The following is a 25,010-nucleotide window of genomic DNA, read 5'->3' on the forward strand; positions in this document are numbered from 1 at the left end:
ATCGCCGGCGAGGCCGCCTTGAACGCCACCGTCCTGCTCACCTCGGTCGACATCAACATCCCGGGCTACCGGATCCTGCGCCCCATCGGCGAAGGCGGCATGGCCTCGGTCTTCCTGGCCATGCAGGAATCGCTGGACCGCGAGGTGGCGCTGAAGGTGATGTCGCCGGCGCTGGCCGCGAACCCGGAATTCGCCTCGCGCTTCCTCACCGAAGGCAAGATCACCGCCAAGCTGCAGCACCCGAACCTGGTGACGGTGTATGACATCGGCAGCCACGGAAGCGTGTACTACCTGGCCGCCGAATACATCCCCGGCGGCACGCTCAAGGAGCGCATCACCGAGGGCGGCCTGGATGTCGGCCACATCCTCGACATCGCCGGCGACATCGCCTCGGGCCTGGACTTCGCCCACCAGAAGGGCTTCGTCCACCGCGACGTGAAGCCGGGCAACGTGCTGTTCCGCAACGACGGGCGGGTGGTGCTGGCCGACTTCGGCATCGCCAAGGCCATGGACGGCAGCAACAGTTCCACCGTGGCCGGCGCCTCGATCGGCACGCCCGACTACATGAGCCCAGAGCAGGCCCGCGGCGAACCCGTGGACGGCCGCTCCGACCTCTACAGCCTGGGCACGGTGCTCTACGAGATGCTGGTGGGCACGCCGCCCTACCAGGCTTCCGACGCCTTCACCGTGGCGCTGATGCACGTCACCCACCCGGTGCCGGTGCTGCCCGAACCCTACACCTGGCTGCAGCCGCTCATCGATGGCCTGATGGCCAAGGAACCGGCGCAGCGCTTCAACACCGGCGCGGCCTTCGTCGAGGCACTGAACAAGCTGGTGGCCAATGCGCCGCCGGGAGCCATCGGCCAGGCCACCGTCGCGCGCAAGCCCACGGGCAACCGCCATGCCGGCGCCACCCAGCAGCGCACGCGCATCAGCGCGCGCGACGCGAAGTCGCGCCCGGCCTGGTTGCTGCCCGCCGCCGGCGTGGGTGGCGCGTTCGTGGCGGCGGTGCTGGCCTGGTGGGCGCTGTCGCCCGACGAACCGGCGGCCCCGGTGCAGGCTTCGGCGCCGGCGACGCAGCCGGCCACGCAGCCGGCCGCCGCCTCGCCGGCGCAGGCCGAAGGGCCGCTGCCGGAAGGTTTCCAGTTGCCGCAGCCGGTGGGCGTGGAAGTGGACCCGGACATCGAAGCCATGCTCAACGCCGGCGACAAGCTGTTGGAGAATGGCACCCGGCCTGGGTCCCGTGGCGTTGGACGTGGCCTGGATTTCCCGGCCGACAACAGCGCACTGGGCTACTACCAGAAGGTGCTGGCGCGCGACCCGGGAAACGCCCGCGCCCGCGCCGGTATCGCCGCCATCGTGGCGTTCTATCGGAGCTTCGCGCACAAGGCTTGCGACATCGGGCGCTGGGGGCAGTGCCGCCTGCTCGTGGCACGCGGGCTCAGCATCGCCCCCGACGACGCCTACCTGCGCCAGCTCCAGGACGCCGCGCTCAGCGGCGAAGCGGGCGGCACGCCAACGCTGCCGCCGCCGCCCGCGGGTTGAGGCGCCTCAGCGGCGCCGCAGCAGGATGACGGTGACGTTGTCCGAGCCGCCGCCGTCGAGCGCGGCCGACACCAGGTGGTCCACGCATTCCTGCGCCGACAGGTCGCTGCGGCCGAGCAGGGCGCCGATGCTGGCGTCATCCACTTCCTCGGTCAGGCCGTCGCTGCACAGCAGCAGTTGCTGGCCGGGCCGCAGTTCACCGGCCAGGGTTTCCACCTTCAGGCTCTGCGGGTCGGTGACGCCCAGGGCCTGGGTGACCACGTTGCGGTGCGGGTGCACGCGGGCCTGTTCGGCGGTGATGGCGCCCTGGTCGATCAGTTCCTGCACGTAGCTGTGGTCGGCCGAGAGCTGGCGCAGCTGGCCGTTCCAGAGGTAGGCGCGGCTGTCGCCCACCCAGGCCAGCTCGAAGCGGTGCTCGGCGATGCGCAGCGCCACCATGGTGGTGCCCATGGGCAGGCTTTCGGCGCGCTGGCGGCTGTGCCGGATGATGTCCTCGTCGGCGCGGCGGATCGCGTCCACCAGCGAACGGCCCGCGCGCACCTCGCGCACCACGGCGTCGCGCGCCAGCGCGCTGGCCACTTCGCCGAATTCGTGGCCGCCCATGCCATCGGCCACCAGCCACAGGCCGAGCTCGGCGTCGCCGTAGTAGGTGTCCTCGTTGAGCTCGCGGCGCAGGCCGACGTGGCTCAGGTGCCCGAATTCGATCATGCGCGGCGCCCTGCGGTGGCCTGGTTCCGTGGGTGGTTCATCGTCGACATCATGCGTTTGCCCGTCGCCGGCCTGCAAGCCGGCGCTCAGAACTCCATCCGGAAGCCGAGCGCCAGGTTGTACTGCGAGGTTCCATTCCGGCCCAGCAGGCGCTCGTAGTAGAAGAAGCCCGAGCGGCCCTTGGTGAGCACCATGGACATGCCCAGGCCGATGCGGAAGTAGTCGGTGTCCAGCGGGTCGCCCTCGAGCACCATGGCGGTGCCGGTGGGGTCGTTGATGAAGCGGGCCTCGAGCGCCTGCGGGTCGTCCTGGAATTCGTGCTCCCATTCGAGCTGCAGGTGCGGCATCAGCACGCCCCAGTCGGTGCTGGCGGTGTAGGTGAGCTTGCCGCCGAGCACGCTGGCCAGCGAATCCACCGAACGCGAGCGGATGTGCAGGCCCAGGCCGCTGCCCGCGCCGGCGTCGAGGCTTTCGTCGATGGCGTCGAAGTCCAGGCGCGTGAACAGCAGGCGGGCGTAGGGGCCCAGGCCCCAGGCGCCGCGGTTGAAGTCGCGGCCGAAGGTGAACGCGGCCGAGAGCAGGTCGCCCTTGGAATCCGAGCGGGCTTCCTGGTCGATCGACACCGTGCCGCCGCCGGGCTGGGGCAGGGTGTACTGGATGCGGCGGAGCATCTCGTAGTCGTTGCGGCCCCAGGTGAGCACGCCGTCCACGTACCAGCTGTCGGGCTGGTAGTAGGTGGTGTAGCCCGACACGCTCCAGCCGCTGGTTTCCAGGCCGCCGCGGCCCTGCGGCAGGTCGGTGTCCTGGCGGGTGAGGCCGAGCGAGCCGCCGACGATCCAGCGGTCGCTCCAGCGGTAGTCGACGCCGAAGGTGAGGCCTTCGATGTCGTAGTCGTAGGCCGGGTCCACCGCGCCGCCGTCGGATTCGCCGCGGCCGATGTTGCCGGCGCCGAAGAAGCCCCAGCGGCTGAAGTCGCCGCCCACCTCGGCCACGCTCTCCTCGCCGCTGAGCGCGGTGGCCAGCAGGCCCAGCGACAGCGGGCCGGACGGCGTGTTCAGCGCCAGGCCGCCAAAGCGGGTGCCGCCGGTGCCGCTGCGCAGCGCGGCGATGCGGGTCTTGAGGTTCTGGAACTGCGACTGCGCGGCGCTGAGGCCGGCGTTGGCCTGGGCCAGCGCCACGTTCGCCATCAGCTGGTCGAGCGCCAGCGCGGTGGCGCCCGGGTCCACCGCGGCGGAGCGGGCGAGTTCGCGGCAGCGCTGCAGCAGGTCGGCCTGGCCCGGGCTGGGCGTGGGCAGCGCCGCCAGCGCGGGGCAGGCCTCGTCCAGGGCCTGGGCGGTGGCGAGCGCTTCGCGCGCCAGGCCGGGCAGTCCGGCCAGCGCGCCGTTGAGCGCGAATTTCACCGGCGCCGCGGCCAGCGGCGAACTGGCGGTCACTTCGATGGCGCCGGGCGCATCCGCGGTGACGGTGTTGCTGCTGGCGCCGGTGGCCGAGGTGGTGGTCGCGGCGCTGCCCAGCGTGCCGGCACTGGTGGTCCAGCTGATGGCGGCGCCGGGCACCGGGTTGCCGGCGGCATCACGCAGCACGATCGCCAGCGGTTCGGAAGCCGTGCCGGGGACGAGGGTCTGGCCGTCGCCCGAGACGATGGAAAGGGTGCCGGCCGAGGTGACCGTGAGGCTGAAGCTCGCGGTGGCGGCCGCGGCGTCCTGCCGGGTCGCGGTGACGGTGACCGGGCCCGGGCTGGCGCCGGCGGTGACGGTGGCGCTGCCATTGCCGGCGGCATCGGTGGGCCCGCCGGCCACGAGCGTGGCGTTGCCGCTCACGGCCCAGAGGATGGTGACGCCGGGTGCGGGCGCGCCGCCGTCTTCGGCCAGCACCACCAGCGGCGCGGCGAACGCGCTGCCGGTGAAGGCGGACTGGCCGCCGCCGCTCGCCGCCGACAGCGTGGCCGCGGCGGTGACGCCGACGTTGAAGACCACCTGCGACTCGTCGCCGTTGGCGGGGATGCCGTCGGGGTCGTGAAGGGCGGTGATGGCGCCGGGGAAGCTGCCGGTGGCGGAGGCGGTGAAACTGGCGCTGGCGTCGCCGGCCGCGTTGGTGGCGCTGGCGGCGGCCGCGGGTGCGAACGGCGCGGTCGCGGTCCACTGGATCGCGCCGCCGTTGACCGGCACGCCGGCCTGCTCGAGCCGCACGGTGAAGTTGGTGGCGGCGCCGACGCTGGTCGTCGCCGGGTTCGGCGTGACCGCCACCAGCGTCGGCGGCGCCGCGGCCGCGACGTTGACGTCGAAGCTGTAGCTCACCTCGTCGCCGTTGGCCGGCACGCCGTCGGGGTCGTATTCGGCGGTGAGCGCGGCCGGGTAATTGCCCGCCGCGTTCGGGGTGAAGGTGGCCAGCGCATTGCCGGTGGCCACCGTGGTCGTGTTGACCACGGCCGGGGAAAAGGTTGGCGTGGCGGTCCAGCGCACGGCGGCGCCGGCCACGGGCGTGGCGCCCTGCAGCAGGCGGACGCGCGCCTGCATCGGCGTGCCCACGCTGCCGTTCATCGGGTTGCCGCTGATCGGAATCATCACGAACGGCGCCGGCACCACCGTGATGGTGAAGGTCTGCAGGCCGGGCGCGCAGAAGGTGCAGCCGCTGTTGGCGACCACGGTGTAATTGCCCAGCACGGTGGCGTTGAAGGTGGCGTCGCTTTCTCCGCCGGCGACCGGGTTGCCGATGAGGGTGCCGTCGCCGCCGGGCGGCTGCGCGGTGATCGTCCATGTCATCGGCGTGCCGTCGGGCGCGGGGAGGCTGGCGCTGCCGTAGTCCACGGTGAGCGTCTTGGCCACGCCGGAGAACGCGGTGTCCGCCAATGGCGTCACCGGGTTCACCGACACCGGCTCCACCTGCAAGGCGTAGTCGATGGGCGGCACCGCGGCGCAACCTTCGAGCACGAAGGCGACGGGGCACACGACGCTGGCGCGGATGACGTAGTTGCCGGCCAGCGCGAAGCCCTGGGTGAGGCTGGTGTCGCCGGCCGCGTCGGGCGTCTGGTTGCCGAGCAGGGCGCCGCTGCCGGCGTTGATGTAGCGCGTCTGCAGCGCGGTGGGCGAGCCGTTGAGCAGCAGGTTCGTGCCCACCGTGGCCGGCGTGATCTGGTTCACCACCAGCGCCACCGGCGTGGTGGGGGTGAAGTCGAAGTCGTTGTTGGTGCGGAAGGTGAACACCTGGGTGACGCCGGCGCAGCCGCCGCTCAGGCAGGTGGCGGTGACGGTGCCGTTGCCGCCCGGGTTCGGGCCGAGCGTGACGGTGAAGGTGTAGGGCGTGTCGAGCGTGAGCGTCGGGTTGGCGGGCGGCACCACGGCGGCGCCGCCGGTGCTGTCGCCGCCGTTGACGACCAGGCTGACGTTGACCGTGGGCGAGCAGGCCGTCTGCGCTTCGATGGTGAAGCTGACGTTGGTGCCCGGCAGGCCGATCTCGTTGGTGGAGCCGATGGCGACGAAGTCGCAAGTCTGCGCCAGCGACTGGCCACTCCACGCGATCCCCATCGCGCCGAGCAGCAGGAGCGATGCCAGCCTCAGCATCCGTTGCGCGAACGTTTCCACCGTCCGTCGGCCCATCGCGACGCTGCTCGAAGAGTCCATCGCTTTTCCCCTGGTTTGCGGCTATAACGGCGGCTCGAGTATAGCGGCTGACGCGCCGCTGCAAGGGCCTCGGCGCGGGTCGCATTGCTTCCCTGGGAGCCATGCCGATGAACCTGCGCCAAGCCTGTCCTGTCCGGTCCCGTCTTCTCGTTTTCGCTTTTGGATTCGCCACCGTATTGCTCGTCGGACTGCCGCCGGCGCCTGCGGTCGCCGCGGTGCGCAACGCCGAGGACCTGCTGATCGTCGACTGCCTGCTGCCCGGGCAGATCCGCAAGCTCGGCCGCCAGGCCACCTACCTCAGCGCGCGCCGCCCGGTGCGCACCACCCAGGCCGACTGCGAGATCCGCGGCGGCGAATACGTTTCCTACGATCGCGCCAACTACCAGACCGCGCTCAAGGTCTGGCTCGAGGGCGCGATGTCGGGCAGCGCCGAGGCGCAGAACAACGTCGGCGAGATCTACGCCAAGGGCCTGGGCACCGTGCCCGACTACGGCATGGCCTTCCAGTGGTTCCGCAAGGCGGCCGACCAGGGCTACGGCCGCGCCAAGATCAACCTCGGCTTCCTGTACGAGCAGGGCCTGGGCGTGCCGCAGGACCAGGCGGCGGCGCTGAACCTGTACCGCGAGGCCTCGGGCATCCAGGACGAACTGATGTACGCCTCGGTGGTGCAGGTGCAGATCCGTGCCAAGGACGAGCAGATCACCGGCCTGCAGGAACAGGTGCAGGCGGGCGAAGCCGAATCCGCCGCGCTGCGCGAACAGGTGCGCAAGCTGCAGCAGGAACTGGCGCAGCGCCGTGGCGCCCTGCAGCAGACCCAGCGCGAACTCGCGGAAACGCAGCGCAAGCTCGCCGACGCGCGCGCCTCGGCCGACGACGACCTGACCCGCCTGCTCGAGAACCAGCTGGTCGCGCAGGAAGAAGAGATCAACGCCCAGCGCACCCAGCTGGCCGCGCTCGAGCGCCAGGCCGGCGCGGGCGGCGCCATGCTCGCCGGCGGCGCGCCGATGCTCGAGATCCTCGACCCGGTGTTCGTCGCCACCCGCGGCCGCAACACCGCCGTGTACCGGGGTGGCCCGGGCAAGCGCAAGATCGTCGGCCGCGTGAGCGCGCCGCAGCTGGTGCGCGAAATCACCATCAACGGCCAGGCCGCGCCGCTCACCGCCAACGGCGGCTTCAGCGCCGAGGTCGAAGTGCCGGCCGGCGGCGCCCAGGTGCAGGTGGCGGCGGTGGACCAGCAGGGCGGTCGCGCCCAGCTCGACTTCACCCTGCTGCCGCAGGCGCCGGCGGCTTCGCCCGCGACGGCGTCCACCGCGGCGGCGCAGGCCGGCGCCCTTCCGCGCGACGTGAAGCTGGGCCGCTTCCACGCCGTGGTGATCGGCAACAACAGCTACCGCGACGCCGGCTACCCGACATTGCAGAGCGCCGCCAACGACGCCAACGCCGTCGCCGACCTGCTGCGCAAGCGCTACGGCTACCAGGCCACCGTGCTGCTCAACGCCAGCCGCCTGGAAATCCTCACCGCGCTCAACGAAATGCGCGAGACGCTCAAGCCCGAGGACAACCTGCTGATCTACTACGCCGGCCACGGCGAAATCGGCGCCGACGGCCAGGGCTACTGGGTGCCCAGCGACGGCGTGCAGGGCAACCCGAAGTCCTGGATCTCGAACGCGGCGGTCAGCGACATCCTCGACACGCTGGCCTCGCGCCACGTGCTGGTGGTGGCCGACTCCTGCTACTCCGGCACCATGACCCGCGCCTCGGTGCCCACCTTCGCCGCCGGCACCATGGCTCCGGAGAAGTGGGCGGGCTGGGTCAAGGCCATGGCCGCCGGCCGCAGCCGCACGGCCCTGACCTCGGGCGGCGTGCAGCCGGTGCCCGACACCGGCAGTGGCCGCCACAGCTACTTCGCCCGGGCCTTCATGAACGTGCTGCAGGACAACGACCGCCTGCTCGAGGGCCAGCGCCTGTTCCAGGAAGTGGCCACGTCCCTGGCCCTGGGCTCGATGGACGCGCCGCTGGCGCAGATGCCCGAATACGCCCCGATCCGCTACGCTGGCCACGAAAGCGGCGAGTTCTTCTTCCTGCCCAAGGGGGGCGGGGCGGCCGCCGGCCCCTGAGGCTGGCGGGACGCCGCCGGGACGCCTATAATGGTGGGCCCGGCGCTCGCAACCGCTGCCGCCGGGTCCGGAGAGGTGGCAGAGCGGTTGAATGTACCTGACTCGAAATCAGGCAGGCGTTTATAGCGCCTCGAGGGTTCGAATCCCTCCCTCTCCGCCAGTTGACCGAAAAGGGGCCCACCGGGCCCCTTTTCTTTTGGCCGCGGCGGCCCGGCGTTAGACTGGCGGCAACCACGGAGTCCCCCATGTCCGAAATCCACGTCCCCGTTTCCTTCGGCGAGCTGCTCGACAAGATCGCCATCCTGCAGATCAAGTCCGAGCGCATGTCCGACCCGGCCAAGCTGGCCAACGTGCGCCACGAGCTGTCGGCCCTGGAGGCCACGTGGATGGCGCACCCGGCGGCGGGCAAGGACATCGTGCGCCTGCGCGCCGAGCTCAAGGCGGTGAACGAGCGCCTGTGGGTGATCGAGGACGACATCCGCCTGAAGGAGAAGGCCCAGGCCTTCGACCCGGAGTTCATCCGCCTGGCCCGCGCCGTGTACTTCGAGAACGACGAGCGCGCCCGCATCAAGAAGCAGATCAACCTCGCGCTGGGCTCGTCCTACGTCGAGGAGAAGTCCTACCAGGACTACCAGGCCGGCAGCCGGCCCTGAGTCAGCCGCCGCGCGCGGCGCGGAAGGCTTCGAAGCGCTCGATGGCGTCGGCCACTTCCACCAGGTCCATCACGCCCGGGAATTCCACCCGCTTGCCCCAGGGCAGGGCCGTGGCCGGCTTGCCCAGGAAGCGGCGCGCGGCTTCGTCGTAGCGGTTCACGCACCAGCGGCGGTCGGAATAGGGGCCCGAGCGTTCGGCGTCGGTGCAGGCGTGCAGGCCCAGCACCGCGGTGCCCATGGCGTTGGCCATGTGGGCGGGGCCGGAATCGGGCGTCAGCACCAGGGTGGCGCGGCCCAGCAGGGCCAGCAGCTGCTTGAGCGTGTCCTTGCCCACCAGGTCCAGCGCCGGCGCCTGCATGGCCGCCAGGATGGCGTCGGCGGTGCGGCGCTCGAGTTCGCTGCGGCCGCCGCACAGCACCACCCGCCAGCCCTGGGCCGCGGCGTGGTCGGCCACGGCGGCGTAGCGTTCGGGCCGCCAGTTGCGCAGCGGGTGGCTGGAGCAGGGCGAGACCAGCAGGGTGGGTTGCCCGCCGGGGAGGTGGGCTTCGGCCCAGGCGTGGGCCTCGGCGGGTACCGGCAGGCGCCACTGCGCCGGGCCTGGCTCCAGGCCCAGCGGGCGCAGGAACTGCAGGAAGGCGTCCTGGACGTGGTGGCCGCCGGCCGGGATGCGTTCGTTGACGAACAGGCCGTGGCCTTCCTTGCTGCGCGCCCGGTCGTAGCCGATGCGGCGCCCGGCGGCGATGGCGGTGGAGGCCAGGCCCGCGCGCAGCGCCAGCTGCAGGTTCAGCAGCACGTCGAAGCGGCGCCCGGCCAGGCGCCGGCGCAGGTCGCGCCAGCCGGCCAGCCCGGCCTTCTTGTCGAAGACCACGAACTCGACGCCGTCCAGCCCCTCGAGCAGCTTCGCCTCGCCCTTGCCGATGACCCAGGTGATGGGCAGCCCCGGCCAGGCCCGCTGCAGGTCGCGCACCAGCGCCACCGCGTGCACGGCGTCGCCCAGCGCCGACAGGCGCAGCAGGCAGAGCGATCGCGGCGCGGGCTTCACCGTCATTTGGGTAAACTGTGGGAATGGGAATCTTGGCCGCTGCCTTGGATGCGCAGCCGTTCCGCGACGAGCGGGGAACGGGGGCGATTGTGTTCGACCGGGCGCGGCTGCCGCAAGCCAGCGCGGCCTGGCTCGACCCCGCGCACTGGAGCGACGCCGCCGAGCCGGTGTCGCGCGGCGGTCGCGGCGCGGCCTGGTTCGTCAGCGGCGACTTCGGCCAGGCGGTGCTGCGCCACTACCGGCGTGGCGGCCTGGCGGCGCGGCTGAGCGCCGACCGCTACCTGTGGCTGGGCGAGGCGCGCGTGCGCAGCCTGGCCGAGTTCCGCCTGATGTCGGAGCTGCACGCGGCCGGCCTGCGCGTGCCGGCGCCGCTGCTGGCTGGTTACTGGCGCGACGGGCTCGGTTACCGCGCGGCCATCCTGGTCGAACGCGTGGAGGGCGCGCGCTCGTTCGCCGAGTGGCTGTTCCAGCCCGAGTCGCCGGCCTGGGAAGCGGCCGGCCTGAGCATCGCGCACCTGCACCATGCCGGCGTTGAACACGCCGACCTCAACGCGAACAACCTGCTGGTGGATCCGATGGGCCGCGTCTGGATCATCGATTTCGACCGCGGCGTGCGTCGTGCGCCGGAGTCCGGCTGGCGCCATGCGAACCTGCGCCGCCTGGCGCGTTCGCTGGCCAAGCTTTCGCAGGGCGGTTCGAACGACTGGGAGCGCGGCTTCGCCCGCCTGCGCGACGCCTACGAGCACGCGTTCGCCCACGCCGCCCATCACCTGGCCCGCGGCAAGGACCACCCGTGAACTGGTCGCTGCGTTTCCTCGGCGTGGGCAATTCTCAGGCGGCGGTGACGCTGGGTTCGGCCGCGGCCACGATCGAGCGCGGCGGCCAGCCGCTGCTGATGGTCGACTGCGGCCAGGAGGCGCTCACCGCCTACGAGGCCCAGTACGGCGCATTGCCCGACGCGGTGTTCGTCACCCACGTGCACATGGACCACGTGGCCGGGCTCGAGCGGCTGTTCTTCGCCACCTATTTCAACCCGGCGCGGCGCGGCAGGGTGCGCCTGTACGTGCCGGTGGGCGTGCTGCCGCACCTGCAGTCGCGCCTGGCCGACTACCCCGGCGTGGTGGCGGAGGGCGATGCGAACTGGTGGGACGCTTTCCAGCTCGTGCCCGTCACGCGCGGTTTCTGGCACCAGGGCCACTGGTTCGACGTGTTCCCGGTGCGCCACCACCTGCCGGACACCGCCTTCGGCCTGCGCCTGGCCGGCAGCCTGGTGTGGACCGGCGACACCCGCCCCATCCCCGAAATGCTGGCCCTGCACGCCGGCGCCGGCGAGGTGGTGGCGCACGACTGCGCGCTGCAGGGCAACCCGTCGCACAGCGGGCTGGACGACCTCGAGCGCGAATACCCGCGCGAGCTGCTCTCGCGCTGCGTCTTCTACCACTACGCCTCGCTGGCCGACGCCGAGGCCATGCGCGCGCGCGGTTACGCGGTGGCGCGCCCCGGCGAAGCGCTGGCGCTGCGGGCGCCCAGCCCGCCCCCGGGCCATCCGGTCACCTCCGCATGAGCCACGACACGCCCCGCGACCGCCACGGCCGGCCGCTGCGCGACCTGCGCCTGTCGCTGGTGGAAACCTGCAATTTCCGCTGCCCTTACTGCATGCCGGCCGACGCCACGCCGGACAACGAGGTGCTCGACCGCGCGGCGCGGCTCGACTTCGACGAAATCGAAACCGCGGTGCGCGCCTTCGCACGGGTTGGCGTCAGCAAGCTGCGCCTGACCGGCGGCGAGCCGCTGCTGCGCAAGAACCTGCCGGAACTGGTGGCGCGGCTGGTGAAGGTGCCGGGCATCGACGACATCGCGCTCACCACCAACGGCTCGCTGCTGGCCGGGCAGGCGCGGGCGCTGCGCGAGGCCGGGCTGCGCCGGCTCACCATCAGCCTCGACGCCCTGGATCCTGCGTTGTTCCGCGAGCTGTCCGGCGGGCGTGGCAACGTCGACGACGTGCTGGCCGGCGTCGCCGCGGCCGAAGCGGCGGGCTTCCGCAGCATCAAGTTCAACTGCGTCGTGCAGCGCGGCGTGAACGAAGCCGAGGCGCTGCGGCTGGCCGGCCATTTCCGCGGCACCGGCCACGTGCTGCGCTTCATCGAATTCATGGACGTGGGCAACTGCAATGGCTGGCGGCGCGAGAAGGTCGTGCCTTCGGCCGAGCTGCGCGACCTGATCAGCGCGAAGTGGCCGCTGCGGCCGCTGTCGCCCACCTATCGCGGCGAAGTGGCCCGGCGCCACGCCTACGAGGACGGCCAGGGCGAAGTCGGTTTCGTCAGTTCGGTGAGCGAGCCCTTCTGCGGCGACTGCCACCGCGCCCGGCTTTCCGCCGACGGCCAGCTCTTCACCTGCCTGTTCGCCGCCCGCGGCACGCCGCTGCGCGAGGTCATCGCCAAGGGGGAGGACGCCCTGGCGGCCCGCCTGGGCGAACTGTGGTCGGCCCGCGGCGACCGCTACAGCGAGCAGCGTGGCGAGGAAGACCGCAAGCACCGCAAGATCGAGATGTTCTACATTGGCGGCTGACATGAAGAAGTCGAAACTCACCCACCTCGACGACGCCGGCCGGCCGGCCATGGTCGACGTCTCCGCCAAGCCGGCCACCGCGCGCGAGGCCGTGGCCGAGTGCCGCGTGCGCTTTCCGGCGGCGGTGGCGCAGGCATTGCGCAAGGGCGGCATGAAGACCGCCAAGGGCGCGGTGATGGACACCGCCGTGATCGCCGGCACCATGGCGGTGAAGCGCACGCACGAGCTGATCCCGTTCTGCCACCCGCTGCCGATCGACGGCTGCCGCTTCGACCTGGCCTGGGCCGGAGACGCGGTCCTGCGGATCGAATGCGCGGTCAAGACCACGCACCGCACCGGCGTGGAGATGGAAGCGCTGGCCGGCGCCACCATCGCCGCACTCACGGTGTACGACATGTGCAAGGCGCTCTCGCACGCCATCGTCATCGGCCCGGCGAAGCTGGTGGCCAAGCGGGGCGGCAAGCGCACCGTCGGGAAAGCGCGCGCATGAGCGTCACCGTGCTCTATTTCGCCAGCCTGCGCGACGCCGCCGGCGTGGCCAGCGAAACGCTGCCGCTGCCGGCCTCGCTGCCGGCGCTCTACGCCGAGCTGCGCGCGCGCCACGGCTTCGCCCTGCCGGCGGAGCGGCTGCGGGTGGCGGTGGACGGCGACTTCGCGGCCTGGGACAGCCCGCTGCGCGACGGCTGCGAGATCGCTTTCATCCCGCCGGTGTCGGGCGGATGAAGCGCTTCGGGCTCAGCGAAGTGGCTTTCGACATCGCGCCGCTGCGCCAGCGGCTGTTGTCGTCGCGCGCCGGTGCCTATGCCAGCTTCGAAGGCTGGGTGCGCGACCACTACGAAGGCCGGGCGGTCGATGGCCTGCATTACGAGGCCTATGCCGCCCTGGCCGAAGCCGAGGGCGAGCGCATCCTGCTCGAGGCCCTGCAGCGCTTCGAGATCGTCGACGCCGCCTGCGTGCACCGCACCGGCAGCCTGGCCCTGGGCGAGCTGGCGGTGTGGGTGGGCGTGAGCGCCGGCCACCGCGGCCCGGCCTTCGAAGCCTGCCGCTGGATCATCGACGAGGTGAAGGCGCGCGTGCCCATCTGGAAGCACGAGCGTTACGTTGGCGGCGAAAACCAGTGGCGTCATCCGGATTGAGGCTTGAGAAGCCTGAACACGGATAAGAGCGGATAAAAGCGAGGATGGACACGGATAGAGCAGACGGGAGTGGGCCGCCACGAGGCTGCTGCTTGCTCGCGTGTTGTCCGACGAGTACGAAGCCCCCCTTGGTAAGGGGGGCGCGCCGACAGGCGCGGGGGATTGGCAGGGCGGACTGGGGCCCGAGGTTTGCGCAGCAAACCTTGGGAGCCGCTCGGGCGGAGCCCGAGTAAGGGGCGGTAGCCCCGCCGGCTTATCCCGGCACCCGCATCATCCAATACCGTTGCTGCCTTCCGGCCCTGGCGGGGTTTTCGGACTAGCGTCGCGGGAGGCCGACGGGGCCACCATTGAAGCGAACGGCGCGCCGGGCCTGGGAAGGCTGGACGCGCCGTTGGAAGATGGCGGAGAGAGAGGGATTCGAACCCTCGATACGGGGTTTAGCCGTATACACACTTTCCAGGCGTGCTCCTTCAACCACTCGGACATCTCTCCGCAGAGATAACCGCATGAAACAAGAGCGAAATCATACCCGTCCCCGGCGCCGGCCACAAGCGCGGCGCGCGCGGCTTGGCCGGGGGCAGGGGGGTTGGCACAATGGCCGGGTCGGTCCCGACACGCTGCCGAGCCCCCGAATGTCCTATCTCGTCCTCGCCCGAAAATGGCGCCCGCGGCGCTTCGCCGAACTGGTCGGGCAGGAGCACGTGGTGCGCGCGCTCAGCAACGCGCTCGAGTCGGGCAAGGTCCACCACGCCTTCCTGTTCACCGGCACCCGCGGCGTCGGCAAGACCACCATCGCCCGCATCTTCGCCAAGTCGCTCAACTGCGAGCAGGGCACCAGCGCCGAGCCCTGCGGCGTTTGCGCCGCCTGCGTGGACATCGACGCCGGCCGCTACGTCGACCTGCTCGAGATCGACGCCGCCAGCAACACCGGCGTGGACGACGTGCGCGAGCTGATCGACAACGCCCAGTACATGCCGGCGCGCGGCCGCACCAAGGTCTACCTGATCGACGAAGTGCACATGCTGTCCAAGAGCGCGTTCAACGCGCTGCTCAAGACGCTGGAGGAGCCGCCCGGCCACGTGAAGTTCCTGCTGGCCACCACCGACCCGCAGAAGCTGCCGGTGACGGTGCTGTCGCGCTGCCTGCAGTTCAACCTGCGCCGCCTGGAGCAGGGGCAGATCGCCGGCCAGATGCAGCGCATCCTGGCCGCCGAGCAGATCCCGGCCGAGGCGGGCGCCATCGAACTGCTGGCGCGCGCCGCCGACGGCAGCCTGCGCGACGGCCTCTCGCTGCTCGACCAGGCCATCGCCTACACCGGCGGCCAGCTCGACGAGCCGGCGGTGAACGCCATGCTCGGCACGGTCGACCGCAGCCAGGTGGGCAGCCTGCTCGAAGCCCTGGCGGCCGGCGACGGCGCCACGCTGATGGCGCGCGTCGAGGCACTGGCGGCGTTTTCGCCCGACTTCGGCCACGTGCTCGAGGACCTGGCCGTGGCCCTGCACCGCATCCAGCTGCAGCAGCTGGTGCCCGGCGCCGGCGGCGAGGAGCTGACGCCCGCGCTGGCGGCGGTGGCCGCGGGGCAGTCGCCCGAGCTCGTGCAGCTCTGGTACCAGATGGCCGTCACCGGCCGCCGCGACCTGGGCCTGGCGCCCAGCCCGCGCACCGGTTTCGAGATGGCGCTGCTGCGCATGCTGGCCTTCCGCCCGGCGGGCGAGGGCGGCGGCGCCAGCCCGGGCCTGCCGGCCGCGGGCCAGGTGGCCGGCGGCGCCGCGCCGCGTCCGGCGGCCGCGCCCGCTGCCGCGCCGGTTCGTGCGGCCGAGATTCCAGCGGCACCCACGCCGCGCGCCTTCGACGGCCCGCCGCCGGCCGCGCGTTCGCCGGAGCCGCCGGTCGCTGCGCCGCGCTTGCCCGAACCTGCCGCCGCCCCGGCCGCCGCCACGCCGCGTCCTGCCGCCGCCGGCGTGCTCGCCAGCGCCGAAGACTGGCTGGCCCTGGTCGCCAATGCCGGCCTGCGCGGCCCGGTGCGCGAACTGGCCGCGCACTGCGCCTTCTGCGGTTACGTCGACGGCGTGCTCGCGCTGTCGCTGCCCGACAGCTTCGACCACCTGCGCAGCGAGGCGCTGGTGCGCCAGCTGGCGAACGCGCTCGCCGGCCCGCTCGGCGCGGCGCCGCAGATCCGCTTCGAATCGGCCAGGGCGTCGGGCTCCGAAACCCTGCATGCGCGCACCGAACGCCAGCGCGGCGAACGCCAGGCCGGCGCCGAGGCCGACTTCCTCTCCGACCCCGTGGTGAGCCAGCTGGTGAGCCAGGGCGCCACCGTCGTACCCGACTCCATCCGTCCCCTCGACGACCACTGACAGCAAGGAAAACACCATGCGAGGCAACATCGCCCAACTCATGCAGCAGGCCCAGCGCATGCAGGACAACCTCAAGAAGGCGCAGGAAGAACTGGCCAACGTCGAGGTGCAGGGCCAGTCCGGCGGCGGCATGGTCAAGGTCACCCTGACCGGCAAGATGGAGTGCCGCAGCGTGCGCATCGACCCTTCGGTGCTGTCCGACCAGGAAATGCTCGAGGACCTGGTGGCCGCGGCCTTCAACGACGCCGTGAACAAGGCCAACGAGGAAAGCCAGAAGCGCATGTCCGCCGCCACCGCCGGCATGCCGATTCCGCCGGGCATGAAGATCCCCGGCCTGTTCTGATCCGCCCGTGAGCGCCTCGCCGCTGCTGGCCCAACTGATCGAGGCCCTGCGCTGCCTGCCCGGCGTCGGCCAGAAGTCGGCGCAGCGCATGGCCTACCACCTGCTCGAACGCGACCGCGAGGGTGGCCTGCGCCTGGCCGCCGCGCTGGCCGAAGCCGTGGAAAAGGTGGGCCACTGCGAAAGCTGCCGCGACTTCAGCGAAACGCCGCTCTGCCCGCTGTGCGCCAGCGCCTCGCGCGACCGCGCCCAGCTGTGCGCCATCGAAACGCCCGCCGACCGGCTCGCCATCGAAACGGCCACGGGCTACCGCGGGCTGTACTTCGTGCTGCAGGGGCGGCTGTCGCCACTCGACGGCATCGGCCCGCGCGAGCTGGGCCTGGACAGGCTGGCCGCGCGCCTGGCCGGCGGCGAGGTGCGCGAGCTGATCATCGCCACCAACCCCACCGTGGAAGGCGAGGCCACCGCGCACTACCTGGCGCAGCTGGCGCGCCAGGCCGGCGTCACGCCCAGCCGCCTGGCCCACGGCGTTCCGCTGGGCGGCGAGCTCGAATACGTCGACCGCGGCACGCTGGCGCATGCCTTCGGTTCCCGCACCGAAATCCCTTCCTGAGGAGCCGCCCGATGGCCACCATCTTCGACAAGATCATCGCCCGCGAGATCCCGGCCGACATCGTCTTCGAGGACGAACACGTGCTGGCCTTCCGCGACATCAACCCGCAGGCCCCGGTGCACGTGCTGTTCATCCCCAAGCGGCCGGTGGCCACGCTCAACGAGCTGCAGCCGGGCGATGAAATCGTGGTGGGCCGCCTGGCAATGGCCGCGGCGGCGTACGCGAAGCGCGAGGGTTTCGCCGAAAATGGCTACCGCGTGGTGATGAACTGCAACGCCGACGGCGGCCAGACCGTGTTCCACATCCACCTGCACCTGCTGGCCGGGCGGGCCATGCACTGGCCGCCCGGCTGAGGGCGGTTCACCACCACCAGGCGGGGTAGCGCTCGACCACCACGTCCACGTCCTTGCGCTCGGGCCAGAGGTAGACCACCTCGGCCGCGACGCTCGGGTAGCGGTAGTCGTAGTCGCCGACCTTGCGGTTCTCGAAGCCGGTGACGGTGCCGGTGATGGTGATTTCGCGGCCCGGCTGGAACACCTCCGGGTCGTAGAAGCCGGCGCGGCAGGCGATGAAGCGGCCTTCGCTCTGGTCGCGCTCCTGCGGGCGGCCGTCGGGGCCCAGGCGCACGCCGACGATCTCGAAGCAGCTCTGCGCCGCCAGCGGGTCCACCCGCACGATGCGGCCACCCCATCGCACCATGTCGCCGGTCGCGCCGGAGCGGGCGATGTCGGCCGGCTGCAGCGGCGCATAGGTTCCCTGCAGCGGCTTCGGTGCGGTGACGCAGCCGGCCAGCAGCAGCGCGGCGAACACGGGCAGGGCGCGGGACGTCAGGCGGTTCATGGCGACTCTCCGTTGGGTCGGTGCGATCTTAAAGGACGGAAGGCGCGCAGGTCGGCGACCAGCTGCGCGCGCGCCTCCGCCGGCAACTGCCCTCGAGCGTAGCGATGGGCGGCATAACGCCGGCTGAGCGATTCCAGCGTTTCCGCCTGCGCCGGAAGCCATTCGGCGAGCCGCGCGGCATAGGCCAGTGGCGGCTCCGAGGGTGGCTTTTCGTAACCCGCCCGGCGCATCCGCCGGGTGAAGCCCAGCCAGGCCGCCACCACCGGGTCGCGGCTGGCCGGCTGGCCGCGCATCAGGTACCAGAGCGTGAGGGCCATGACGCCGCCGGCGCCGAGCGCGAAGGCCAGGCCGAGCTGGCCGGCGCTGGCCCGGTCGATGCCCAGCGGCCGGAAGAGGCGTGCCTGCCGATCGGCGTCGAAGGACAGCACCATGTCGTTCCAGCTGCGCCGTGCCCAGTCGGCGAAGTCGCGCATGGGGGTGAAGGTTTCCGGCAGCAGGGCTTCGCTGCGGGCGCGGTCCTCGACCGTGTCCAGGATGCGCACCGGCGCCACGGCCGCGGTCGGGTCCACCCGGGTCCAGCCGCGGCCTTCCAGCCATACCTCGTTCCAGGCGTGGGCGTCCATGCGCCGCACCGACCAGTAGTCGCCGTAGGGATTGCGGTAGCCGCCGGCGTAACCCAGCACCACCCGGGTGGGGATGCCGGCGGCGCGCATCAGCACGCCGAACGCCGAGCTGTAGTGCTGGCAGAAGCCCACCCGGGTCTCGAACAGAAAGTCATCCACCGCGTTCATGCCGGTGGGCGGCACGGTGAGGCTGTAGCTGAATTCCTCGCCGATCCAGGCCAGGGCGCGGCGCACCACGGCCACGTCGTCGCCATTGCTTTCGGCGCTCCACTGCCGGCCGAGGGCCACGGTGCGCGGGTTGAGACCGGGCGGCAGGCGCAGGGCCAGCGCGCGCACGGCCGGTTCGAGTTCGGACTCCAGCGTGGCGTCGAGCGCCGAGCGGCCGGTGTACTTGAGCATGCGGCTGACCGGGGCGTCCGCCACCACGCTGGCATCGCTGGCCAGGCGGCCGCCGTCCGGTGCTTCCAGCGGCGTGTCGAGCACCACCAGGTAGCGGCGGTCGGTGGGCTCGAGCGCCACTTCGTAGCGCAGCTCCGCCGAGCGCGCGCGCGGCACCGGCGCGGCGCGGCCGTAGGTGCTGAACTCGCGGGTCCAGGTTTGCCCGTCGAAGTTCCACAGCACCTGCGCGCGCCAGTACAGGTCCTGCCGGCGCGGCGCCGGGCCGTCGAAGCGCACGCGCAGGGCGGGGGTGTCGTCGGCGAACAGCTCCACCCATTCGTCCGGCGTCATGCGGTCGTTGAGGCCGCTGCGGCCGAGCACGTTTTCAGGCATGCCCCAGAGCGGCGTGGCCAGTCGCGGGAACAGCCAGAAGCCGGCCAGCGCCAGCGGCAGCGCCACCGCGATGGCCAGCCCGACCTGGGCGAAACGCGGCCGGTCGAGCTTCGGCGCAGCGGCGCCGGGGCGCTGTTCCGCCAGCATGGCCAGCGCGACCAGCAGCATGGCCACGGCGAGTACGGTGAGCGCCATCGTCAGCGGGCCCTGGTCCTGCAGGAAGGCCGCGAACGGCGCGAACAGCGAGAAGCCCAGCAGGCTGCGGCCGTCGCGGGCGCCGTGCGTTTCACCGGGCTTGATCGCCAGCAGCGCGGCCAGCAGGGCCGTGCCGGTGTCGCGGCCGAGGTTGAAGCCGAAGGTCAGCAGCAGGTAGCCGCCAACGAGCAGCACGAGCAGCAGGCGAAGGGCCGCCGGCCAGCGCCGTTCGAACACGTAGCCGGTGGCCGCCATCGCCGCCAGGGCCAGCGCCAGCCCGGGCGGAAGCTGCAGCAGCAGCGGCAGCAGGCAGGCCGCGGCGGCGGCCATGCACCAGCGGCGCAGCGGGGTGGGCAGGGGCTCAGCCATGTGGCATCAGCGCCAGCGCGCGCAGGCAGGCGTGGCGGTGTTCCGGCCCGCGCCCGGGGCCCAGCACGGCCTGGGGAAGGCGCAGGCGATAGCGGTGGCCGAGGCGGTCGGCGTCGAGCACCCAGCGCGTCAGGCGGCGGATGCGCGCCTCGTGGGCGAGCGCGCCCAGGCTTTCCCAGTCCAGGTCGAGTTCGCGCGGCGCGCTGGCTTCGTATTCGCGCACCAGCAGGCGTTCGGAGCGCGCCGAGGGTTTCCAGGCGATCTGCTTGCGGGAATCGCCGGGGCGGTATTCGCGCAGGTGGTGTGGCTGTTCGCCCTGGGCGCGGGTGCGGCGCGAGGTGCTGTCGCCGCCCTGGTCGGGCAGCGGCACGGCCTCGGTTTCGGGCGCGGGATAAACCAGCAGCCGTGCCTGCGGCAGCAGCCAGCTCCAGGCGCGCGCCAGGCCCAGCGGCCGCACCGTGGAAATCCGCAGCCGGCCGGGGTCGAGCCAGCCGCGCTGGCGGGTGGCCAGGCGCAGCACCACTTCGCCGCGTTCGCCGGGCGCGAGGTCGAGGAAGGTTTCCTCCTCGCCGGCGCGCAGCTCCAGGCCAGGGCGCGCGCGCTGGCCGGTGGCCTCGAAGGCCACGCGCACCGCCATGGGATGCCCGGCGTGCACCGGTTCGGCGTGCAGCGCCACCAGGCGCAGGCCCGAGAGCGTGAGGTGGGCCTGCACCAGGCTGTTGTGCGCCACCGCGATGACCACGAAGGCCAGCAGCAGCGCCGGGTTGTTGTTGTAGTTCAGGCCGCCGATGACCATGGTGCCCAGCATCAGGCCCAGGAACAGGCCGAAGCCGGTGGGCAGCACGTAGATGCGCCGGCGGTCGATGTGCACCGGCAGGGATTCGACGGCGCGCGGGCGCACCATCGGCAGCTTCGAGAGCCGCTCGATGCCGCGTTCGACCAGGTCGGGCGCGCGCGCCACCGCCTCAGTCCACGGCCACCGCGCGCAGGATGCGGCCGGCCAGCGCGTCGCGCCCGTCGGCCTCCGACTCGGGCACCAGGCGGTGCGCGGCGACGGCGGTGAACAGCGCCTGCACGTCCTCGGGCAGCGCATGCGCGCGGCCCTCGAGCAGCGCCAGCGCCCGCGCGCCGCGCAGCAGGCCCAGGCCGGCGCGCGGCGACAGGCCCACCTGCACGCCCGGGTGCCGGCGGCTTTCCTGCAGCAGCGCCTGCACGTAGGCCACCAGCGCCTCGCTGGCGTGCACGCGGCCGACCGCCTCGCGCAGCGACAGCACGTCCTGGCTGCTCAGCCGCGGCAGGCTGCCGGCGATCAGGTCGCGGCGGTCGGCGCCGGCCAGCATTTCGCGCTCGGCGCCGGCATCGGGGTAGCCCAGGTGCAGGCGCAGCAGGAAGCGGTCCATCTGCGAATCGGGCAGCGGGAAGGTGCCGGCCAGGTCGACCGGGTTCTGGGTGGCCACGACGAAGAAGGGCTGGGGCAGGGTGTGTGTGACGCCGTCCACGGTGACCTGGTGCTCGGCCATGGCCTCGAGCAGCGCGCTCTGGGTGCGCGGCGGCGCGCGGTTGATTTCGTCGGCCAGCAGCAGCTGGGTGAACACCGGGCCCGGGTGGAAGCGGAACTCGCGCGCGGTCTGGTCGAAGATGGACACGCCGATGATGTCCGAGGGCAGCAGGTCGGAAGTGAACTGCATGCGCTGGAAGTCCAGGCCCAGGCTGGCGGCCATGGCGCGCGCCAGCGTGGTCTTGCCCAGGCCCGGCAGGTCTTCGATCAGCAGGTGGCCGCCGGCGAGCAGGGTGGTGAAGGCCAGGCGCACCTCGTTGGGCTTGCCCAGCACCAGCTGGTTGACCTGGGCGACGGCGTCGCCGAGGGCCGCGCGCGTGCGCTCGGGTAGGATGTCGGCGTCTTTGGCCTGCGCGTGCATGCGAGCGTCCCGGCGTGATTTTCAGGAAGGATACCTTGGTCGATGCTGGCACGCGGGCGGGTTCGCCGCGCGTGAATTTCCTCGCGCTGTGGGCGCTGCTGCTGCTGGCGAAGCTGGCGCTGGCGGCGACACTGCCGCTGTTCGGCGACGAGGCCTTCTATGCACTCGAGAGCCGGCGGCTGGCCTGGGCCTATTCCGACCTCCCTGGCCTGACGGCGTGGCTGGTGCGCCTGGGCACCGAGCTGGGCGGCCAGCATGCGCTGGCGGTGCGCGCGCCCTTCCTGCTGATGGGCGCGGCGCTGCCCTGGCTGGTGGTGCGCATCGCGGCGCGCTGGTTCGGCCCGGCGGCGGGCTGGCAGGCGGGCCTGCTGGCGCTGCTGCTGCCGCTGGGCGGGGCGATGGGCGTGCTGGCCCTGCCGGACGTGCCCATGCTGTTGGCGGCGCTGCTTTGCCTGGACGCGTTCGCGGCAATGCTGCGGCGTTATTCGCACGGCGCGGCGCTGCAACTGGCGTTCGCGCTGGCGCTGGGTGCGTTCGCGCATTACCGGTTCGCGCTGGTGGTGCTGGCCGGCGCGGCGGGCCTGCTGTGCTCCCCGGCGGGACGCGCGCTGCTGCGGCGCCCGGGGCTGTGGCTGGCGCTCGCCGCCGGCGCCGCCGCCTGGTGGCCGACCCTGGCCTGGAACCTCGGCCACGCCGGCGCGGGCCTGGGCTTCCAGTTCGTCGACCGGCATCCGTGGCAGCCGCAACTGCGGGGCCTGTGGTGGCCGCTGGTGCAGGCGCTGCTGGTGACGCCGCTGCTCATGCTCCTGCTGCTGCAAGCGCTGGGCGAAGCATGGCGGCGCCGTCGCGACCGCCACCTGGCGGCCTGGGGCCTCATGGCCGGGTTGGGTTTCGTGGCCGTGCCGGGTTACTTCCTCATGGGCTTTTTCGCCGACGCCGAGCGCGTCACCTTCCATTGGCCGCTGGCCGGCTGGCTGGCGCTGTGCGCGCTGGCGCCGCCGGCGCTGGCGCGCTGGCGGCCGTGGGCGCGGCGTGTGCTGCACGCGACGGCGGCCATGGGGCTGGCACTGCTGTTCGGCTACCTCGCGCTGCTGGCGAAGCCGGAGGGACGCAGCTTGCTGGCCGATGGCCCGGCTTATGCCGACAATTTCAGCGGCTGGCATGAAGTGGCCGACGCGGTGCGCGGCGACCTCGCCGGGATGCCGGTGGGCACGACGCTGGTGGCCGACAACTTCATGCTCGGCGCGCAGCTGGCCTTCGAACTCGACCGCGGCGACGTGCGCGTGCTCGACCACCCGCTCAACGCCAAGCACGGCCGCGCCGTGCAGCTGGCCGACTGGGGACTTCTGCTGGAATCGCCGCGCGATGCCGGTGCTGGCCCGCTGCTGCTGGTGGTGGAAGACACGGCGCGCCCGCTGAAGCACCGGCTGCAGGCTTACCGCGACCTGTGCGCGGGCAGTGGCGGACTGCCGCCGCCGCGGGTGCTTTCGGTGGACCACGGCCGCAAGCGTTTCCTGCGCTTCGTGCTGCCGGCTCCCGGTGCGTGCGTGCTGCCGGCGCTGGCCTGGATTGACGCGCCGCTGCCGGGCGCCGCCGTGCGCGGGGCGGTGGAGGTTTCCGGCTGGGCGTTCAAACAGGGCGGTGCGCTGGCGCGCATCGAACTCACGCTCGACGGCGAGGTGGTCGCGGTGGCGGAACAGGGGCTCGCCATGCCGCACGTCGCGGACTACTGGGGCCTGCCCGCGGAGGCCGGCGACGGTTTCGGTTTCCGGGCGCGAGTCGACCTTTCCTCGCGCGCGTCCGGGCGCCACTGGCTCGGGCTGGTGCTGCACGGTGCCGACGGCAGCGTCGAGCGCTGGCCGGAGCAGGTGCTCGTGGTCGAGTGATCAGGGCAGGGCGTAGCCCGCGGCGCGCAGCGCCCGTGCCAGCGCGATGAGCGGCAGGCCGATGAGCGCGGTCGGGTCGCGGTTGTCGATGGCCTCGAACAGCGTGATGCCCAGGCCCTCGCACTTGAAGCTGCCGGCGCAATCGTAGGGTTGCTCGACGGCCAGGTAGCGGGTGATTTCGTCGTCGGCGAGCGCGCGGAAATGCACGGTCGTGAGGTCGAGCCCGGCGTGCGCCCCGGAATGCGCCGCCGAGCATAGGAAGAACGCCGTGTGGAAGCGCACCTCGCGGCCGGAAGCGGCGCGCAGCTGGGCGAAGGCGGCCCCGGGGCCGCCGGGTTTGCCCAGGGGGCGACCATCGAGTTCGGCCACCTGGTCCGAGCCGATGACCCAGGCGTCGGGGTGGCGTCCGGCCACGGCCCGGGCCTTGGCTTCGGCGAGCCGGGCAGCGAGGGCGGCGGGCGTTTCGCCGGGCCGCGGGCTCTCGTCCACCTCGGGCCGGTCCACCTCGAAGGGCAGGCCCAGCCGCTGCAGCAGTTCCCGCCGGTAGGGCGAGGTGGAGCCCAGGACCAGCGGGGTCATGGTTCGCCGGCGCCGCGGCGCAGGCCCGGCGGTTCGCGCAGGGCGGCCTGTTCGCTGGCTTCGGTGGCCTCGGCCAGTTCGGCCCCGGCGCGCTCGAGGTCGGCCAGCTCGCCCGACAGGCGGTCGCGGGCCCGGGCCAGGGCGTTGCAGGCGGCGTCGAGCTCGGACTGGCGGGCGGCCTGGCCGTGGTGCTTGATCCAGAGGCGGTGCTGGAGCAGGTCGCGCTTGGCCTCGCGCACGGGCAGGGCACCGTCCAGCGAGGCCTGGGCCACGGCGCCGATGTCGGCCGGGACCCGGCCCACCACGGCCTGCAGGGCCTGCATGCGCTCCTGGCTGCGGTCGAGCAGGCGCTCCATCTCGTCGGCCAGGTCGAGCAGGCGGGCGAGGCTGCGGTCGCGGCGCCGGCCGCGCAGGATCCACCACAGCAAGGGGGCGGCCAGGGCCAGGCTGGCCAGGCCAAGGATGAGGATCGCGGTGGGCATGCGGGCTTCCGGGCGTCAGCGGGCAGTCTGCACCAGCCCCGGCAGGGGCGGCAAACCCTTGCGGGCGCAACGGCTTAGGTTTGACATGCGGCCGCCCGGGTCCTATCATTTCGCGCTTATGTCCGCTCCCTTGCCCCCTGTGCTCGACGCCTGGCGCATGGTTGCGGCCAAGCGGTTGTTCGAAGGCCGCCTGCCGCTGTCCGGGATGCCCCGGCTGCTGCCGGCCCTGGCGGACGCCGACGGAGAATGCCGGTTCGAGATGGAGTTCGGCCGTGACGCGATGAACCTGCGTTACGTCGAACTGCGCATCGAGGCCAAACTGCCGCTGCAGTGCCAGCGGACGCTGGAACGGTTCGTGTACCCGGTGCGCCTCACGCAGCGCCTGGGCCTGATCACCGACGAAGCGGAAGAGGCGGCGCTGCCGGAGGGAATCGAACCCCTCCTGCTGGACGCCAGCGGCGAGCTGGACCCCGCCGGGCTGGTCGAGGACGAACTGATCCTTGCCGTCCCGGTGGTACCGATCGACCCCGACTCGACGGAGGTGACGGCCAATTGGCCCGCCGACGCCGGGGAGGAAGAAGAAAAACCGAATCCTTTCGCCGCGCTTGCCGCGTTGAAGGCACACAAGAAGTAGTTGGAGACAAGCC

At 72.3% G+C, this 25,010-nt stretch carries 24 protein-coding genes, 2 tRNA genes and 1 other RNA gene; 16 read left to right on the forward strand and 11 right to left on the reverse strand.

The features are described 5' to 3' along the window. Positions 1–18: 18 nt before the first annotated feature. On the forward strand, positions 19–1,545 hold the full coding sequence (locus tag ACE3Q2_RS01620; RefSeq protein ID WP_231695682.1) for a serine/threonine-protein kinase: 1,527 nt from the start codon (positions 19–21) through the stop codon (positions 1,543–1,545). A 6-nt stretch (positions 1,546–1,551) separates the two neighbouring features. Here ACE3Q2_RS01620 and ACE3Q2_RS01625 read toward each other — a convergent pair whose 3' ends face one another. Next, the gene (locus ACE3Q2_RS01625; RefSeq protein WP_231695681.1) at positions 1,552–2,253 is read right to left on the reverse strand and encodes a protein phosphatase 2C domain-containing protein; all 702 of its coding nucleotides are present in this window, start codon (positions 2,251–2,253) and stop codon (positions 1,552–1,554) included. Between the two features lie 86 nt (positions 2,254–2,339). Then, positions 2,340–5,813, reverse strand: coding sequence for an autotransporter domain-containing protein (locus tag ACE3Q2_RS01630; RefSeq protein WP_374472274.1), 3,474 nt, complete (start codon positions 5,811–5,813; stop codon positions 2,340–2,342). A 236-nt stretch (positions 5,814–6,049) separates the two neighbouring features. Between ACE3Q2_RS01630 and ACE3Q2_RS01635 the strand changes: the two genes are divergently transcribed. From ACE3Q2_RS01635 to ACE3Q2_RS01645, 3 genes are all read left to right on the forward strand, one after another. Then, positions 6,050–7,990 carry a caspase family protein gene (locus ACE3Q2_RS01635; RefSeq protein ID WP_374472276.1) on the forward strand — a complete coding sequence of 647 codons (1,941 nt, stop codon included), beginning with the start codon at positions 6,050–6,052 and terminating at the stop codon, positions 7,988–7,990. Positions 7,991–8,059: 69 nt separating this feature from the next. After that, a tRNA-Ser gene (locus ACE3Q2_RS01640) sits at positions 8,060–8,150 on the forward strand. Positions 8,151–8,235: 85 nt separating this feature from the next. Next, complete coding sequence (locus ACE3Q2_RS01645; RefSeq protein ID WP_231695678.1) at positions 8,236–8,643, forward strand: DUF6165 family protein; 408 nt, start codon at positions 8,236–8,238, stop codon at positions 8,641–8,643. A gap of 1 nt (position 8,644) precedes the next feature. On the opposite strand, the gene ACE3Q2_RS01650 is transcribed toward ACE3Q2_RS01645, so the two are convergent. Beyond that, entirely contained in the window at positions 8,645–9,691 is a 1,047-nt protein-coding gene (locus tag ACE3Q2_RS01650) for a glycosyltransferase family 9 protein (RefSeq protein ID WP_374472279.1), read from the reverse strand. A gap of 17 nt (positions 9,692–9,708) precedes the next feature. Here ACE3Q2_RS01650 and ACE3Q2_RS01655 point away from each other — a divergent pair, with 17 nt between their 5' ends. From ACE3Q2_RS01655 to ACE3Q2_RS01680, 6 genes are read left to right on the forward strand one after another with little or no spacing between them, the layout of a single operon-like run. After that, positions 9,709–10,482 carry a 3-deoxy-D-manno-octulosonic acid kinase gene (locus tag ACE3Q2_RS01655; RefSeq protein WP_374472281.1) on the forward strand — a complete coding sequence of 258 codons (774 nt, stop codon included), beginning with the start codon at positions 9,709–9,711 and terminating at the stop codon, positions 10,480–10,482. Next, complete coding sequence (locus tag ACE3Q2_RS01660; protein ID WP_231695675.1) at positions 10,479–11,249, forward strand: MBL fold metallo-hydrolase; 771 nt, start codon at positions 10,479–10,481, stop codon at positions 11,247–11,249. Before ACE3Q2_RS01655 ends, ACE3Q2_RS01660 begins: the two co-directional genes overlap by 4 nt. After that, a complete protein-coding gene (gene moaA / locus ACE3Q2_RS01665) occupies positions 11,246–12,253 on the forward strand; it encodes a GTP 3',8-cyclase MoaA (protein WP_231695674.1) in 1,008 nt (335 codons plus the stop codon). The genes ACE3Q2_RS01660 and moaA overlap by 4 nt, the downstream gene beginning before the upstream one ends. A gap of 1 nt (position 12,254) precedes the next feature. Continuing rightward, the gene (gene moaC / locus ACE3Q2_RS01670) at positions 12,255–12,743 is read left to right on the forward strand and encodes a cyclic pyranopterin monophosphate synthase MoaC (protein ID WP_231695673.1); all 489 of its coding nucleotides are present in this window, start codon (positions 12,255–12,257) and stop codon (positions 12,741–12,743) included. Beyond that, positions 12,740–12,976 (forward strand): molybdopterin converting factor subunit 1, encoded by a 237-nt coding sequence (moaD, locus tag ACE3Q2_RS01675; protein WP_231695672.1) that lies wholly within the window; start codon positions 12,740–12,742, stop codon positions 12,974–12,976. The genes moaC and moaD overlap by 4 nt, the downstream gene beginning before the upstream one ends. Continuing rightward, a complete protein-coding gene (locus ACE3Q2_RS01680; protein ID WP_374472284.1) occupies positions 12,973–13,389 on the forward strand; it encodes a molybdenum cofactor biosynthesis protein MoaE in 417 nt (138 codons plus the stop codon). Before moaD ends, ACE3Q2_RS01680 begins: the two co-directional genes overlap by 4 nt. A 242-nt stretch (positions 13,390–13,631) precedes the next feature. On the opposite strand, the gene ffs is transcribed toward ACE3Q2_RS01680, so the two are convergent. Both ffs and ACE3Q2_RS01690 read right to left on the reverse strand, forming a co-directional pair. Beyond that, positions 13,632–13,728: signal recognition particle sRNA small type (ffs, locus tag ACE3Q2_RS01685), an RNA gene on the reverse strand. A gap of 60 nt (positions 13,729–13,788) precedes the next feature. Continuing rightward, positions 13,789–13,881: transfer RNA gene (locus tag ACE3Q2_RS01690), tRNA-Ser, on the reverse strand. Positions 13,882–14,021: 140 nt separating this feature from the next. Between ACE3Q2_RS01690 and dnaX the strand changes: the two genes are divergently transcribed. The 4 genes from dnaX to ACE3Q2_RS01710 are packed head-to-tail and all read left to right on the forward strand — an operon-like array spanning position 14,022 to position 17,052. Beyond that, positions 14,022–15,746, forward strand: a complete 1,725-nt coding sequence (gene dnaX, locus ACE3Q2_RS01695) for a DNA polymerase III subunit gamma/tau (RefSeq protein WP_374472286.1) — start codon at positions 14,022–14,024, stop codon at positions 15,744–15,746. A 16-nt stretch (positions 15,747–15,762) separates the two neighbouring features. Beyond that, complete coding sequence (locus ACE3Q2_RS01700) at positions 15,763–16,089, forward strand: YbaB/EbfC family nucleoid-associated protein (RefSeq protein WP_374472288.1); 327 nt, start codon at positions 15,763–15,765, stop codon at positions 16,087–16,089. Positions 16,090–16,096: 7 nt separating this feature from the next. Then, positions 16,097–16,699: a recombination mediator RecR gene (recR, locus tag ACE3Q2_RS01705; protein ID WP_231696191.1), complete on the forward strand. Its 603-nt coding sequence runs from the start codon at positions 16,097–16,099 to the stop codon at positions 16,697–16,699. A gap of 11 nt (positions 16,700–16,710) precedes the next feature. After that, positions 16,711–17,052, forward strand: coding sequence for a histidine triad nucleotide-binding protein (locus tag ACE3Q2_RS01710; RefSeq protein WP_231696192.1), 342 nt, complete (start codon positions 16,711–16,713; stop codon positions 17,050–17,052). Positions 17,053–17,059: 7 nt separating this feature from the next. Here the strand turns inward: ACE3Q2_RS01710 and ACE3Q2_RS01715 are convergent, their stop codons facing one another. The 4 genes from ACE3Q2_RS01715 to ACE3Q2_RS01730 form a co-directional block, all read right to left on the reverse strand. After that, positions 17,060–17,530, reverse strand: coding sequence for a Slp family lipoprotein (locus tag ACE3Q2_RS01715; RefSeq protein WP_374472368.1), 471 nt, complete (start codon positions 17,528–17,530; stop codon positions 17,060–17,062). A gap of 5 nt (positions 17,531–17,535) precedes the next feature. Beyond that, positions 17,536–19,497, reverse strand: a complete 1,962-nt coding sequence (locus tag ACE3Q2_RS01720) for a DUF3488 and transglutaminase-like domain-containing protein (RefSeq protein WP_231696194.1) — start codon at positions 19,495–19,497, stop codon at positions 17,536–17,538. Continuing rightward, positions 19,490–20,401, reverse strand: coding sequence for a DUF58 domain-containing protein (locus tag ACE3Q2_RS01725; RefSeq protein ID WP_374472370.1), 912 nt, complete (start codon positions 20,399–20,401; stop codon positions 19,490–19,492). Before ACE3Q2_RS01725 ends, ACE3Q2_RS01720 begins: the two co-directional genes overlap by 8 nt. A gap of 61 nt (positions 20,402–20,462) precedes the next feature. Continuing rightward, positions 20,463–21,416, reverse strand: a complete 954-nt coding sequence (locus ACE3Q2_RS01730) for a MoxR family ATPase (protein ID WP_231696196.1) — start codon at positions 21,414–21,416, stop codon at positions 20,463–20,465. A gap of 71 nt (positions 21,417–21,487) precedes the next feature. Between ACE3Q2_RS01730 and ACE3Q2_RS01735 the strand changes: the two genes are divergently transcribed. After that, positions 21,488–23,302, forward strand: a complete 1,815-nt coding sequence (locus ACE3Q2_RS01735) for a glycosyltransferase family 39 protein (protein WP_374472293.1) — start codon at positions 21,488–21,490, stop codon at positions 23,300–23,302. Here the strand turns inward: ACE3Q2_RS01735 and ACE3Q2_RS01740 are convergent, their stop codons facing one another. Continuing rightward, positions 23,303–23,881 (reverse strand): nucleoside triphosphate pyrophosphatase, encoded by a 579-nt coding sequence (locus ACE3Q2_RS01740; RefSeq protein WP_374472295.1) that lies wholly within the window; start codon positions 23,879–23,881, stop codon positions 23,303–23,305. Beyond that, positions 23,878–24,363 carry a hypothetical protein gene (locus ACE3Q2_RS01745; RefSeq protein ID WP_231696199.1) on the reverse strand — a complete coding sequence of 162 codons (486 nt, stop codon included), beginning with the start codon at positions 24,361–24,363 and terminating at the stop codon, positions 23,878–23,880. The genes ACE3Q2_RS01740 and ACE3Q2_RS01745 overlap by 4 nt, the downstream gene beginning before the upstream one ends. 118 nt (positions 24,364–24,481) lie before the next feature. On the opposite strand from ACE3Q2_RS01745, the gene ACE3Q2_RS01750 reads away from it, so the two are divergent. Next, positions 24,482–24,997, forward strand: coding sequence for a YceD family protein (locus ACE3Q2_RS01750; RefSeq protein ID WP_231696200.1), 516 nt, complete (start codon positions 24,482–24,484; stop codon positions 24,995–24,997). Positions 24,998–25,010 lie beyond the last annotated feature (13 nt).

It is taken from the genome of Arenimonas sp. (assembly GCF_041913985.1).
In the GTDB taxonomy this organism is placed as follows: Bacteria; Pseudomonadota; Gammaproteobacteria; order Xanthomonadales; family Xanthomonadaceae; genus Arenimonas.